13 protein-coding genes and 1 riboswitch are annotated in these 13,592 nt (G+C 43.9%); of the genes, 3 read left to right on the top strand and 10 right to left on the bottom strand.

The window, feature by feature from the left end; translation table 11 throughout:
• Nucleotides 1–28: 28 nt before the first annotated feature.
• Complete coding sequence (orn, locus tag NH454_RS15935; protein ID WP_135923411.1) at nucleotides 29–574, bottom strand: oligoribonuclease; 546 nt, start codon at nucleotides 572–574, stop codon at nucleotides 29–31.
• A gap of 122 nt (nucleotides 575–696) precedes the next feature.
• On the opposite strand from orn, the gene rsgA reads away from it, so the two are divergent.
• Together rsgA and asd are read left to right on the top strand one after the other, a co-directional pair.
• On the top strand, nucleotides 697–1,755 hold the full coding sequence (rsgA, locus tag NH454_RS15930) for a small ribosomal subunit biogenesis GTPase RsgA (RefSeq protein ID WP_253039648.1): 1,059 nt from the start codon (nucleotides 697–699) through the stop codon (nucleotides 1,753–1,755).
• Between the two features lie 18 nt (nucleotides 1,756–1,773).
• Complete coding sequence (gene asd / locus NH454_RS15925) at nucleotides 1,774–2,640, top strand: archaetidylserine decarboxylase (protein ID WP_175083551.1); 867 nt, start codon at nucleotides 1,774–1,776, stop codon at nucleotides 2,638–2,640.
• 79 nt (nucleotides 2,641–2,719) lie between these two features.
• Here the strand turns inward: asd and NH454_RS15920 are convergent, their stop codons facing one another.
• From NH454_RS15920 to NH454_RS15885, 8 genes are all read right to left on the bottom strand, one after another.
• Entirely contained in the window at nucleotides 2,720–3,475 is a 756-nt protein-coding gene (locus tag NH454_RS15920) for a HesA/MoeB/ThiF family protein (protein ID WP_253039647.1), read from the bottom strand.
• 1 nt (nucleotide 3,476) lies between these two features.
• Nucleotides 3,477–5,000, bottom strand: coding sequence for a thiamine phosphate synthase (gene thiE / locus NH454_RS15915; protein ID WP_253039646.1), 1,524 nt, complete (start codon nucleotides 4,998–5,000; stop codon nucleotides 3,477–3,479).
• Nucleotides 5,001–5,015: 15 nt separating this feature from the next.
• Nucleotides 5,016–5,798 carry a thiazole synthase gene (locus tag NH454_RS15910; RefSeq protein WP_235403628.1) on the bottom strand — a complete coding sequence of 261 codons (783 nt, stop codon included), beginning with the start codon at nucleotides 5,796–5,798 and terminating at the stop codon, nucleotides 5,016–5,018.
• A gap of 1 nt (nucleotide 5,799) precedes the next feature.
• Nucleotides 5,800–5,997: a sulfur carrier protein ThiS gene (gene thiS / locus NH454_RS15905; RefSeq protein WP_058585948.1), complete on the bottom strand. Its 198-nt coding sequence runs from the start codon at nucleotides 5,995–5,997 to the stop codon at nucleotides 5,800–5,802.
• Between the two features lie 8 nt (nucleotides 5,998–6,005).
• Nucleotides 6,006–7,010 carry an FAD-dependent oxidoreductase gene (locus tag NH454_RS15900; RefSeq protein ID WP_253039645.1) on the bottom strand — a complete coding sequence of 335 codons (1,005 nt, stop codon included), beginning with the start codon at nucleotides 7,008–7,010 and terminating at the stop codon, nucleotides 6,006–6,008.
• Nucleotides 7,011–7,082: 72 nt separating this feature from the next.
• Nucleotides 7,083–9,035: a phosphomethylpyrimidine synthase ThiC gene (gene thiC, locus NH454_RS15895; protein ID WP_253039644.1), complete on the bottom strand. Its 1,953-nt coding sequence runs from the start codon at nucleotides 9,033–9,035 to the stop codon at nucleotides 7,083–7,085.
• Between the two features lie 144 nt (nucleotides 9,036–9,179).
• Nucleotides 9,180–9,281, bottom strand: a riboswitch (TPP riboswitch).
• A 66-nt stretch (nucleotides 9,282–9,347) separates the two neighbouring features.
• Nucleotides 9,348–9,752: an META domain-containing protein gene (locus NH454_RS15890; RefSeq protein WP_135923403.1), complete on the bottom strand. Its 405-nt coding sequence runs from the start codon at nucleotides 9,750–9,752 to the stop codon at nucleotides 9,348–9,350.
• Between the two features lie 123 nt (nucleotides 9,753–9,875).
• Complete coding sequence (locus NH454_RS15885; RefSeq protein WP_054561129.1) at nucleotides 9,876–10,265, bottom strand: acyl-CoA thioesterase; 390 nt, start codon at nucleotides 10,263–10,265, stop codon at nucleotides 9,876–9,878.
• A gap of 123 nt (nucleotides 10,266–10,388) precedes the next feature.
• Here NH454_RS15885 and NH454_RS15880 point away from each other — a divergent pair, with 123 nt between their 5' ends.
• Nucleotides 10,389–12,488, top strand: a complete 2,100-nt coding sequence (locus NH454_RS15880) for a TonB-dependent receptor (RefSeq protein WP_253039642.1) — start codon at nucleotides 10,389–10,391, stop codon at nucleotides 12,486–12,488.
• Nucleotides 12,489–12,557: 69 nt separating this feature from the next.
• On the opposite strand, the gene epmA is transcribed toward NH454_RS15880, so the two are convergent.
• The gene (gene epmA / locus NH454_RS15875) at nucleotides 12,558–13,532 is read right to left on the bottom strand and encodes an elongation factor P--(R)-beta-lysine ligase (RefSeq protein WP_138558212.1); all 975 of its coding nucleotides are present in this window, start codon (nucleotides 13,530–13,532) and stop codon (nucleotides 12,558–12,560) included.
• Nucleotides 13,533–13,592: the final 60 nt, after the last annotated feature.

The raw sequence follows: 13,592 nt of genomic DNA, 5'->3' as shown, positions 1-13,592 counted from the left end.
AATAATCCGATGTGTTTGCAAATGTTTTTTACAAATTAAAGAATTTTTCTTGGTAAACCTTTAATTCCATGATCGAATCTTTGATATCGTCGAGGGCTAGATGCGAACCTTTTTTGTTCACTTGTGCTAACACGTCAGGTTTCCAGCGACGCGCAAGCTCTTTAACTGTGCTTACATCGAGGTTACGGTAGTGAAAGTAGTCTTCCAATTCAGGCATGTACTTATTCATAAAGCGGCGATCTTGGCCGATAGAATTACCACACATAGGCGAAGCACCCGCAGGTACCCATTGCTTCAAAAATGCCAGTGTTTGCTCAATGGCATCTTGCTCTGTGAATGTGCTTGCTTTACAACGAGCTGTTAAACCAGATTGACCGTGCTGAGTTGTACACCACTCATCCATGCCATCAAGCAGTTCATCGCTTTGATGAATAGCAATAACAGGGCCTTCAGCCAAAATGTTTAAATCACTGTCGGTGACAACAGTGGCAATTTCGAGTATTTTATCTGTTGCTGGTTCGAGGCCGGTCATTTCCAGGTCGAGCCAGATAAGATTTGATTTATGAAAAGACATAGTTACCTTAGCGGTGCTTTCCTTTAGATCCAACGCATTTAGATATATCATATTAGTATCATCAGTCGACCTAAAGCTTTTTTTTCAAAAAGCCCGACATTTACTCAAGTTATAGGCCAAAAGTGGCAAAACAAAAGAAATTAAGTAAAGGCCAATCGCGTCGAATTAAGGCCAATCATCAAAAACGCCTCTCTAATGCAGATAAAAAGCAAGAGAAAGGGGTAACTGTGCAATGGCAAAATGACAATTTAGGTCCTGCCGAAAATGCGGTAGTGATCAGTCGATTTGGCCAACATGCCGACATCGAAACCGAATCAGGCAGCATATTACGTTGTAATATTCGCAGAACAGTATCGAGCCTTGTCTGTGGTGATGAAGTTATTTTTCGCCGTGCAAAAGTTAGCGAAGGCGACTTAGCTGGCGTTATTGAGGCAACTCATGAACGTCGCTCACAACTAACGCGCCCTGATTTTTATGACGGGGTAAAAGTCGTCGCTGCCAATATCGACCAAATTTTAATGGTCTCTGCGGTACTGCCTGAGTTTACGCCAAACATTATCGATCGCTATTTAGTTGCCTGTGAAGACATGGGAATTGAGCCTATTTTAGTGCTCAACAAAATAGATTTAATTGACGATGAAGGCCTTGCTTTTATTGATGAAATTCTCGATATCTATAGAGAGTTAGGTTATCAAGTACTGTTAGTCAGTAATAAAACGGGTCAAGGCATTGATGAACTTAAACAAAAACTGGTCGGTAAAAACAGCATTTTTGTTGGTCAAAGTGGTGTGGGTAAATCAACCTTAGTGAACACTGTACTGCCAGATGCTGACATTCTAACCCAAGAAGTCTCCGAGAACAGCGGCCTTGGTCAACACACAACAACCGTATCGCGATTACACCATTTACCAAGTGGTGGTAACCTAATCGACTCACCGGGAATTCGTGAGTTCGGCTTATGGCATTTAGAGGTTGAGCGCGTTACATGGTGCTTTAAAGAGTTCCGTGATTTTATTGGTGGCTGTCGTTTTCGCGATTGTAAACATTTAAACGATCCTGGCTGTATAATTCGCCAAGCTGTTGATGATGGTGAAATTTCAGAACTTCGTTTTGACAGTTACCACCGAATTTTAGAAACTATGGCCGACGGCCGTGCTGGTGCACGCGCTCCTCGCGTATAACTATTTAGGAAATAACAAGTGAGTTTAGATAAATTCAAAATTGCTATGCAATATGCCATGCCAAAACATTTCATTTCGCGCATGGTTGGCAAGTTAGCAGCAGCAAAAGCGGGTGGCTTAACAACGGCCTTAATTAAATTGTTTATCAAACAATACAAAATTGATATGAGTGAGGCTAAATACCCAGATCCAGCTCATTACAAAACTTTTAATGAGTTTTTCACTCGCCCATTAAAAGAAGGTATTCGTCCACTTGCTGAAGAAAGCGACATTATTGCTCACCCAGTTGATGGTGCAATTAGCCAATTAGGCGATGTAGTCGACGGTCAAATCATCCAAGCAAAAGGCCATGACTACAGCTTACAAGCACTACTTGGTGGCAAAGAAGAAGACACAGCGCCGTTTTTAGGCGGCAAGTTTGCGACTATTTATTTAGCGCCTAAAGATTACCACCGTATTCACATGCCTGTTGATGGTACGCTGAGCAAAATGATTTACGTTCCGGGTGATTTATTTTCGGTAAACCCGTTAACAGCGCAAAATGTACCTAACCTATTTGCTCGTAACGAGCGAGTTGTGGCTATCTTCGAAACCGAAATTGGCCCGCTAGCCATGGTGCTTGTAGGTGCGACAATTGTTGCTAGCATCGAGACTATTTGGGCAGGCACAGTAACGCCACCAGCAGGTAAAGATGTATTTAGTTGGAATTACCCAACCACAGGTGACAACGCGATTACTTTGAAGAAGGGTGAAGAAATGGGTCGCTTTAAATTAGGCTCTACCGTTATTTTAGCCTGGGGTGCAAATCAAGCTGAGTTCTTATCAGATCAACACCCTGAAACAGTAACGCGCATGGGCACACCATTTGCGAAAATTAACGACTAATAAGTTCAATTAAGCAAACCAATTAAGCAAACCACTTTAGCTAAAAGTGGTTTGCTTAAAATTCACTACAAAACCGCGCCTACGCTCTGCTATTACACTCTGAGCATTCACTATCTTTTTGAATATTAAAGTGCTGCTGTTTTAGTGTTAGCCCATCAAATTGAATAAACTCACTACCGACTTTATGGCCAAGCAATATATTGATAGCCAATAAGCTTTGCATGCTGCCCATAACCCCAAGTAACGGGCTCAATACCCCAGCATTATCGCAATTAAGCGCTGTTTGCTCCTTCGTTTGCGGGAATACACAACCATAGCAAGGGCTCTGTTCATCACGAAAATCAAAACTCATCACTTGCCCCTGTGTTGCAATGGCAGCAGCTGACACAAGTGGGATAGATTTAGCTAAACAATAGCGATTAACCAAGTAGCGAGTTGCAAAGTTATCACTACAATCAAGGATGATGTCAGCGCCATCAAGAAGCTCAGCACAGTTACTTTCATCAAGCTTTTGGCATAGGGGCTTAACCGTAATTTGATTATTTAAACTGCTTAATACCTTGGCAGCCGCCTGTGTTTTTGCCTGCCCCATATGGTTTACTTTATAGAGTATTTGTCGTTGTAGATTTGAAAGCTCAACTTTATCGTCGTCAATCAAAGTGAGCGTTCCGATTCCTGCAGCCGCTAAATAAAACAGTGCTGGTGAGCCAAGCCCACCTGCCCCGACAACCACAATATGTGCAGACTTTAACTTTTGCTGCCCCGCATGCCCCACCTCTTTGAGTAGCAAGTGGCGGCTATAACGAATTTGCTCTTTGTCGCTTAACGCGCTCATATTAAGACTGACCTTCGACCAGCTGTTTTAACTTGGCAATGGCTGCTTGGTAGTCTTCGGCTTCAGTAATCGCACGTACTACTGCAACACTGCCAACCCCCGTACTCGCAACTTGCTCTGCCCGTGATATATCAATTCCACCAATCGCAACCGTTGGATAATCAGCCATTAATGGCACAAATTTTTCAAGCTTTTCTAAACCTTGAATTTGCCCTGTCATGTCTTTGGTGGTGGTTGGATAAATAGCGCCAAACGCCATATAACTTGGTCTGTAATTATGCGCGCGTAGCATCTCATAAAAGCCATGGGTCGAAACACCTAAGCGTAACCCTGCCTCTTTTATGGCAATTAAATTAGCGGTTTGTAAGTCTTCTTGCCCTAAATGCACACCATAAGCGCCGTGTTTAATCGCTAATTGCCAATAATCATTGATATACACCTGCGCATCGTACTTCTGCCCCAGCATAACCGCACTAGCAATCGACTCTTCTAGTGTTGCATCGTCTGCATTTTTCATTCTTATTTGAACTGTTTTAACTCCTTCGGCTAAACACTTCTCTAACCAATCAACCGTATCAACAACGGCATATAACCCAAGCTGTTTTGAGTCGCACTCGGCAAAACCAGCTGCCATGGTAAAATCAACCGGGCAATCAAAGTCGAGCTCATCACCCAGCCAACTTCCCGCCGCGATGACTTGTGGGTAATCTGCTAGATTTGTTGGAAAGCAAGTGTGCGCAACGGGGCCAATCCCTTCACCATAACGAATGGCTGCTTTTAATCCTTGGTTGATATAGGCTTTCGCTAAAATAAAGGCATCTTTGAGTGGATACTGTTTGGCTAAACACGCAGCAATCACAGAGGCCATACTGCATCCAGTACCGTGACTATGCGGTGTTTGAATTTTTTCGTTGCCAAGCCAATATGCCTGCTCACCTTGCACGCAGTAATCAATGCAGTAGCCACTTGGGTAATCCCAATGACCCCCTTTGATGATCACCGCTTTTGCACCATAGCCTGTTAACTTCTCTGCGGCTTCTTTCACTGCGCTTGGGCCAATCAGGTAAACACCAGTTAATAACTGCGTTTCGTGGGTGTTCGGTGTTACAACATCGACTAATGGCAATAAACACTCTTTGATAGCACTAACAGTATCTTCTTCTGTTAATAAATCACCACTTGAGGCAATGGCAACCGGATCATAAACAACCAAAGGCGGCTCTGCCCAAGTTGCTTTGTAATGTTTTAAATGCTCACTAATAAGCTGTATTTGCTGCACATTGGCAAGCATGCCAATTTTAATCACACTGGCAGGCATATCACTGGCTAAGGCTAATAGTTGCGACTCAATCACCTCTGTTGAAATCGGGTTAAGTGCTTCTACACCTAAACTATTTTGTGCCGTTAAAGCAGTAATAACCGTACAGCCGTGTACATTAAAACTTTGCATTGCCTTGATATCGGCTTGAATTCCTGCACCGCCGCCCGAATCTGAGCCAGCTATGGTCCATACAACCTGATTCATGTTATTCCTCACATTTTATTCTTGATGCCAAAATGGCATACCGAGCGTCGGCGTTGATGGGCTTGCTACGTCTTTTTCTGGCATCGCTTTAGCCACATAGCTATATCGCCCCGCCTCAACCGCACTCTTAAACGCTTTACTCATCGTTACTGGGCAACCTGCACCCGCAATTGCCGAATTTAATAATACGGCATCATACCCTAATTCAAGCGCTTGGCAGGCATGAGATGGTAAACCTAAGCCTGCATCAACAATTAAAGTATGGTTTGGCAAGCGCTCACGGATCATTTTTAAGTTATAAGGATTCAGCAAGCCTTTACCCGTGCCAATCGGTGCGCCCCAAGGCATTAATACTTCGCAGCCTAAATCAGCGAGGCGCTGACACAGCACTAAATCATCTGTGCAATAAGGTAAAACTTTAAAGCCATCGGCCAATAAAATTTTAGTGGCTTCAAGCAATGCGATTGGATCGGGCTGTAAATTATATTCATCACCAATTAGTTCTAACTTGATCCAGTCAGTGGCAAATACTTCGCGGCACATTTGCGCCAAGGTCACCGCCTCTTTTACGCTATGACAACCCGCCGTATTCGGCAGCACCTTTAACCCAGTGTTTTTTATCAATTGCCAAAAATCATCACCCGCAACAGCGCTTTGCTGACGTCTTAATGAAACCGTGACAATCTCAGCCTGTGAGGCCACTATCGAATCCTGCATAACACTAGGTGAAGGATACAATGCTGAGCCTATCAGTAACCGACTTGTAAACTGCTCACCATAAACCGAAAAACTATCCATCTTAGCCTCCTTGAATTGGCGACAATAACTCAATGCTGTCGCCTTCGTTGAGGGTTTTAGCATCACATTGACTGCGCGGTACAAAGTCACCATTGACGGCAACGGCAAATGGAGGTCTTGCACCAAACTGGCTCAACGCCTGAGTGAGCGATGTATTCTCGCTTACTGTAACTGACTGACCATTAATTAAAATATTCATTTTTATCCTTAAGCAATTAAGCTCACTGCGTCATCAACCACCTGAGGCGCAAGTAAATAGCCATGACGGTACAAGCCATTAATACTGATCACTCGACCTTGTTTTGTGACTTTCGGGCGGTTGTCTGCAAACGCTGGACGAAGCCCTGATTGCAAGCTCTCGATACGTCCTTCAGCAAAGCCGCTATGCACCGTATAAGCAGCAGACAATAGCTCCAGCGCCGAGCGCACGGTGACTTTACCGCGGTCTTGCGATTCGATTTCAGTCGCACCAATCACAAATTGATGATTTGGCTTAGGAGCAATATAAATTGGGTAACGCGGATGCATCAGCCGTATCGGCCTAGTTAGGTTCACCTCTGGTGCATATAAACGCGCTACTTCCCCTCTTACTCCACGCAGTAAAGGTTCAGCCTGTTTAGCACCTAAGCCGCGGCAATCAAATACATAATCAAAGCTTTGGCCATTCACCCGATGAGCGTTCAATTCAACTTTACAGCCAAAGTTAAATTGCACTCCTTGCGAGGTAAGCTTTTTAAAACTAGCGCGATAAAATGCCTGATTATCGAGTTGCCCTTCACAAGGTAAATACACACCTTGATGGAACCGCCCAGCTAGTTCTGGCTCAAGGTCTGCGATTTGAGTGCCAACCAATGCGTGTGCCTGATAGCTTTCAAGCGGTTTTAAGCGGCTCACAAAACTTTGTAAATCGCCCCTATCTTGCTGATGAGCAACCACTAAACTGCCTGTTTGTTGAAAATACACCGCTTCATCGAGCTCACTTAAAATTTGCTGCCAACGAATGATGCTATTAAGCCCTTGTATGGCTAAATCCTGTTCACACAGGACTGATTCTGCAAGGGGGGCTAACATCGCTGCAGCAACGCTACCGGCACTGTTGCTAGCATGTTCATCATCTTGTTCAAACACACTTAACTGATGCTCTTTAGCAAGTGCTAATGCAGTTAAACGGCCAGTTAAACCAAAGCCCAATATCGCTATCTTTAATGACATAAACTTTCTAGGCCTAAGCTCTAGGCCCTAGGTAAATACCTAGAGCCTATCGCTGATGCCTAGCTCCATCAATTAAACTGCTTTGTGGTAAATCTCAGAGCCTGTTTTTTTGAACTCGTCTGATTTCGCTTTCATTTCGGCTTCAACATCGACCATTTTGATTTCGATAGCATCACCTACGTTATTTGGATCAATGCCTCTTGCTTCAAGATCTTTGGCATAATCACGTACTTCTTGAGTGATCTTCATCGAGCAGAACTTAGGGCCACACATAGAGCAGAAATGTGCAATCTTGCCTGATTCTTGTGGCAATGTTTCGTCGTGATATTCGCGGGCGCGTTCTGGGTCTAAACCTAGGTTAAATTGGTCATGCCAACGGAACTCAAAGCGTGCTTTTGATAATGCATTATCGCGCTCTTGCGCACCCGGGTGGCCTTTTGCCAAATCGGCTGCATGAGCAGCAATCTTGTAGGTGATTAAACCTTCTTTAACGTCTTCTTTGTTTGGTAAGCCTAAATGCTCTTTAGGGGTTACATAACAAAGCATGGCACAGCCGTACCAAGCAATTTGCGCAGCGCCAATACCTGATGTGAAATGATCGTACCCCGGTGCAATATCCGTGGTTAATGGACCTAGAGTATAAAACGGTGCTTCTTCACAGTGTTTTAGCTGCTCTTCCATGTTCTCTTTGATCATATGCATTGGCACATGGCCTGGGCCTTCGATGAACACTTGCACATCATGTTTCCAAGCAAGTTTTGTCAGCTCACCTAAAGTACGTAATTCGCTGAACTGGGCTTCGTCATTAGCATCGGCGATAGAGCCTGGACGCAGGCCATCACCTAATGAAAAACACACATCATACTGTTTTAAAATTTCACAGATTTCTTCAAAGTGCGTGTATAAGAAGTTTTCTTTATGGTGCGCTAAACACCATTTCGCCATGATAGAGCCACCACGCGAAACAATACCGGTAACACGCTTTGCCGTCATCGGCACGTAACGCAGTAATACCCCAGCATGAATAGTAAAGTAATCAACACCCTGTTCTGCTTGTTCAATCAAGGTATCGCGGAAAATCTCCCACGTTAGGTCTTCAGCCACACCGTTTACTTTTTCAAGCGCTTGGTAAATTGGTACGGTGCCAATTGGTACTGGTGAGTTACGTACCACCCACTCACGAGTTTCGTGAATATAGCGACCCGTTGATAAGTCCATTACCGTGTCGGCGCCCCAACGAGTAGACCACACCATTTTTTCGACTTCTTCTTCGATTGATGAAGTGACCGACGAATTACCAATATTCGCGTTCACTTTAACTAAAAAGTTTCGGCCAATGATCATCGGCTCGGTTTCTGGGTGGTTGATGTTGTTAGGAAGCACAGCGCGGCCACGGGCAATTTCATCACGCACAAATTCAGGGGTAATAAAATCAGGAATACTAGCGCCAAACGATTCGCCTTTGTGCTGGGCCGCAAGTAACTCTTCACGAACTTTAGCGCGTCCCATGTTTTCACGGATCGCCACATATTCCATTTCAGGCGTCACAATGCCTTGTCGCGCATAATGCATTTGCGTTACGTTTTTACCGGCTTTTGCACGGCGGATCTTTGGTAGGTGTTCAAAGCGGATATGATCTAACCCTTCATCTGCCATTCGCTGTTGAGAAAATTGCGAAGTCACTGAGTCTAAAATTTCAGTGTCGCCGCGGCTTTCAATCCACTTTTCACGGTATTTCTCAAGGCCCTTGCGCACATCGAGTTTAAAATCCGGATCAGTGTATGGGCCTGATGTATCGTAAACACGAATTGGCGCGTTAGGCTCAAATACGGGATTCTCTTCAGTACCACCGATGAAGGTATCGCTGAGGGTGATTTCACGCATCCCTACTCGCACATTATCTTGCGTGCCTTCTACATAAACTTTATGAGAATTAGGAAACGGTTGGCCCGTTAAGTTATAAATATACTCTGATGCAGCCGCACGAACTTCGCGGCGAGATGGTTTAGTTGTTGTGTTTGACATGACTTACCTCATTGCTTTAAGGGTTGTCTTGTCAGATATTGCAAATGCAATAGAGAGTGGCAAACGCCATTGGATCGTTAGTAAGTTAAATGCTTACCAGTGCAGCCTGTGCCGCTTATGCCCCAAAATTTGGCGCACAAGCGCCTAGTGAGGCAGCTTGTTCCCTACGCAGGTGTTAGCCTGATCAGGTTCACGGATCCCGCTTTCGCGATCTCAGCCTTGTTAAAGGCACTCCGACAAGTTTAAATTCGTTATTTTTTATTAACGCAATGAGTGTACGTTAGTTAAAAATTTGCTGCAAGCACATGCGCTTTAGTTTTTAGCGATAAAGGTAAAGCGGTGCGTACCTTGCAAAGTCAGTTGCTCACCTTCAAGCTTAATGGCTGCACCTTCTCTTAACGCGGTTAACAAACTACGTTCGAGTTCATCAGCTTTCTCACCGCATGATTTACGTGTCATGCCTAGCTTGTTTACTACAATTGAATCATCGTCAGTTAGAACTGCTTCGCCAAAAAATTTATTACAGCCAGCAAAGCCATTTATTTGCATTGCTTCAATAAATCGCATTGATGCACTTTGCGACACATCAAGACTTAAGCCATTCACCTTTGATAGCTGCCACTGAGTATATTTTAATTGTTCACTTGTGACTGTACTGGTTGATGAACACCCTAGACAAAATAATACAAACAAAAGTGGTACGGCTAAACGCTTCATATTTTTTACAATTCAAATTCCAATACCATAATAGTAACAATATTTGACTGCTTTGATCGTTAAAAAAACATGTTTTATCTGTAAAAAATTGTTCTAAGCCCCATTTTTTTGAAACACTCTCGCTTACTTGAATAAGTTATCGACTTCTTCTGGTAAAAAAGGACGACCTTTTTCATTTACCGACGTACCAATCACTAACGCTTGTAGCATCACTTTATCGTCATGTTTGCGATACACCGTTTGCCTAAACGCAAACTTTAAACGGCTGATACGCTCAGGCTCAACGGCAACGTAAAATTCATCACCCGGCACAAGTGATGCCTTGTAATCCATTTCGCTGCGAAGCACCACAAGATTCACTTTTTCTCTTGCTAGCTTTGCAAAGTCGATACCTTGAGCATGTAAAAATTCATGGCGAGCATGTTCTAAGTAATTAAAATAAACACTGTTATTTACAATACCTTGTAAATCACACTCATAATCACGCACTTTAAAGTCGACTTTAAAGGTCATAGTCGTATTCCTAATCAATTTACGTATAATTGCCTGCGTTTATACCATAAAAATTGATTTTATAGCCATTTGGCTAGCTAGGTTGCTAGAATAGCAGTCCCGAAAATGGAGTTAAGAATCCACATGAAACGACGTTTATCATTATTATCTGCTGCCATCCTGCCTTTATTTGCAGCATCTTCGATTGCCTACGCTGAAGATGGTGAGTTGGAAACGATTGTAGTTACCGGTGATTTCAAAAAAGAAAGCATTCAAACATTAAGTGCCAGTGCTAGTTTGTTTTCAGACCATGAAATCAATCAACGTGGTGCAAAGTTTTTAGATGAAATGCTTGCTAGTGCAGCGAATGTAAACTTTACCTCAGGGGCATCTCGTGGACGTTTCGTGCAAATTCGTGGTGTAGGTTTACGCTCACAGTTTGTAGACCCAATTAATCCTTCGGTTGGCTTAGTGATCGACGGCATCAACTACTCTGGTTTAGGCGGCAGTTCACTGTTATTTGATATCGACCAGGTAGAAATTTATCGCGGCCCACAAGGAACTCGCTTTGGTGCTGATGCCTTAGCTGGCATGATTCAAATGGAATCTGCAATACCCACTCTTGACCCAAGTGTGAAAGTACAATTAGGTGCGGGCAACTACAACAGCTATGAAGCAGGTATTGCCGCAGGTACGGGTATTACCGACGACACAGCAGTGCGCGCAAGTATTTATAAACGTGAGTCTGATGGCTATGTTGAAAATCGTTATTTAGGCGAAGATACCCAACAACAAGATGAGCTCGTTTCTCGCTTTAAATTACACAGCCAATTGACCGATCACCTACGTACTGAACTGAGCGTTCATTACATTGATATTAATAACGGCTATGACGCCTTCACCTTGGATAACAGCCGTTACAGTGTGGCTGATGAACCAGGCCAAGATAACCAAGAAAGCATTGCGGTTGGCCTTGCCAACATTTACACCGGCTTCGATTGGTTTGATGTTAGCCTAAACCTTTCAGGTATCGACAGCGAGCTGCTATACAGCTACGACGAAGACTGGGTGTGTAATGATGAAGCCCAACCAGAGTTATGTGCTGCAGGCTTGCATGAATGGGGCTATAGCTCAACAGATGCTTACTTTCGCGATCGTCAAGATCAAGCAGCCGAGCTGCAATTTAGCGGTAAGTCTGGAGAGTGGGTTGCCGGTATTTACTACCAAGGCCGCGAAGTTGATTTAGAACGCCAATACACTTGGCTGGCGCAACCATTTGCATCAAATTATGAAACCAGCAATATTGCAGCGTATGGCCAACTAGCAACACCTATTGGTCCAAAAACAACCTTAATTACGGGTTTGCGTGTCGAGCAGTATCAAGGCGACTACACCGACAACAACGGTTTTATTGAAGAAACTGATGATGTCATGGTGGGCGGTAAGCTTGCACTTGAATACCAAGTGATTGATCGCACCATGATCTACACCAGCATTACTCGTGGCTATAAGGCCGGCGGCATTAATTCTGAAGCGTTAGCAAAAGCAAAAGATGAAGGCTTAAATCTAGATGCTGATTTCTTTGCTAATCACACATCATTTGCCCCTGAATACCTTTGGAGCGGTGAGTTTGGTGTGAAAGGCAGCTCACTAGACGATAAGTTTGTGTTACGTCTTGCCGCTTTCTACATGTATCGCGAAGATATGCAGTTAAAATCGTGGCAGGTTGAAGGTCAAAAATTCACAGGCTATATCGATAATGCCAGCTCTGGTGAAAACTACGGTTTAGAAATTGAAGGTAGCTTCCAAGCCACTGACAATTTACTACTTACGGGTAGTGCAGGTTATTTACATACCGAAATCAATGACTTTGTTGCACAATCAGGCCTTGATCAAGATGGCCGTGACCAAGCACAAGCACCTAAATACCAATATGCATTCACTGCGCGTTATAACTTTACGCCAGCACTTTACGCATCAATTGGTGTAGAGGGCAAAGACGATTATTACTTCTCTGACAGCCATAACTCACAAGCACCAAGCACCAACTTGGTAAATGCTTCGTTTGGTTATGAAAGTGATAATTGGAGCATTAATGCATGGGCACGCAACTTATTTGATGAAGACGTACCAACTCGTGGCTTTGAGTTTGGTAACGACCCATTAGATGGTTACACCACTCATACTTACACCCAACTTGGCGAACCTATGGTTGCCGGTGTGACATTTATTTACGAGCTATAAACCGTAGGCGCGACTTTATGTCGCGCTTTTAAAATCAATGAAAATCGCGGGTTAAACCCGCTCCTACATTTAAGCCCTTTCAACATCAAAAGCGATCACGTCTTTGATCTTTTTCTTATTCGTTGCCAGCATAATGAGTCGATCAATACCCAATGCGACACCCGCACATTGCGGCAAACCATGCTCTAGAGCAGCTATTAAACGCTCATCCATTGGCACTTGCTTTAAGCCATTTGCTTCACGGTACTGATTATCTTCACTAAAACGAGCTGCTTGCTCTTTGCCATTGGTCAGCTCATTAAAGCCGTTTGCCAGTTCCATATTTTTGAAATATAACTCAAAGCGCCCTGCTACTCTCTCATCGTGCTGACAAATTTGTGCAAGAGCTGCTTGCGAAGCTGGAAAATGATAAACGAAACAAGGCTTTTCTTGGCCAATAGTTGGCTCAACCTTCATACAAAATAATAGCTGTAACAAGGTATCGCGATGTGTTTCATTCGCGGCAATATCGGCAAAGCCCTGCTCTGTTGCTAGTTGCTGCAATGTGCTGATATCAGCAGTTAAAGGGTCTACACCTAAGGCGTTCATAAAGGCTTGCTGATAAGTTAGTCGCTCTGCGCTTTCTACGCCAAGCACCAATTGCATAAGCTCATCCATTTCATCCATAAGCGCAAATTCATCAAAACCCGGACGATACCACTCAAGCATCGTAAATTCAGGGTTATGATGGCTACCCGCCTCTTCATTTCGAAAGGCTTTGCACAGCTGGAAAATAGCCCCAGAGCCCGCAGCAAGTAAACGCTTCATGGCAAACTCAGGTGACGTTTGCAAATAAAGTGGTAAGCCACCAGCATGACCAGGCCCAACAAACTCGGTACTAAATGTCGCTAAATGCACGTCGGTTACACTGGCTGCACTTAGGCTTGGTGTTTCAACCTCCATAACATCGCGTGCATAAAAGAACTCGCGAATACGGCGAATGATGGCGGCACGGTGGCGTAAAGTTTCAATATCGGCGCTTGGTTGCCAAAGGGCTTTAGACATAAACTGTTTCTCAAAAAAAATCCCAGCAGAAGCTGGGATTTTATAATAAATTGCTTAACA

The organism is Pseudoalteromonas sp. Ps84H-4, from assembly GCF_024124645.1.
GTDB lineage: Bacteria > Pseudomonadota > Gammaproteobacteria > Enterobacterales > Alteromonadaceae > Pseudoalteromonas > Pseudoalteromonas lipolytica_C.
This window is presented reverse-complemented; position numbering and strand designations above follow the sequence as displayed.

What these genes read in the sequence shown, in the direction of transcription:
- orn (WP_135923411.1), bottom strand. Translation starts at nt 574, where the DNA reads ATGTCTTTTCATAAATCAAATCTTATCTGGCTCGACCTGGAAATGACC.
- NH454_RS15920 (WP_253039647.1), bottom strand. Translation starts at nt 3,475, where the DNA reads ATGAGCGCGTTAAGCGACAAAGAGCAAATTCGTTATAGCCGCCACTTG.
- thiE (WP_253039646.1), bottom strand. Translation starts at nt 5,000, where the DNA reads ATGAATCAGGTTGTATGGACCATAGCTGGCTCAGATTCGGGCGGCGGT.
- NH454_RS15910 (WP_235403628.1), bottom strand. Translation starts at nt 5,798, where the DNA reads ATGGATAGTTTTTCGGTTTATGGTGAGCAGTTTACAAGTCGGTTACTG.
- thiS (WP_058585948.1), bottom strand. Translation starts at nt 5,997, where the DNA reads ATGAATATTTTAATTAATGGTCAGTCAGTTACAGTAAGCGAGAATACA.
- NH454_RS15900 (WP_253039645.1), bottom strand. Translation starts at nt 7,010, where the DNA reads ATGTCATTAAAGATAGCGATATTGGGCTTTGGTTTAACTGGCCGTTTA.
- thiC (WP_253039644.1), bottom strand. Translation starts at nt 9,035, where the DNA reads ATGTCAAACACAACAACTAAACCATCTCGCCGCGAAGTTCGTGCGGCT.
- NH454_RS15890 (WP_135923403.1), bottom strand. Translation starts at nt 9,752, where the DNA reads ATGAAGCGTTTAGCCGTACCACTTTTGTTTGTATTATTTTGTCTAGGG.
- NH454_RS15885 (WP_054561129.1), bottom strand. Translation starts at nt 10,265, where the DNA reads ATGACCTTTAAAGTCGACTTTAAAGTGCGTGATTATGAGTGTGATTTA.
- NH454_RS15880 (WP_253039642.1), top strand. Translation starts at nt 10,389, where the DNA reads ATGAAACGACGTTTATCATTATTATCTGCTGCCATCCTGCCTTTATTT.
- epmA (WP_138558212.1), bottom strand. Translation starts at nt 13,532, where the DNA reads ATGTCTAAAGCCCTTTGGCAACCAAGCGCCGATATTGAAACTTTACGC.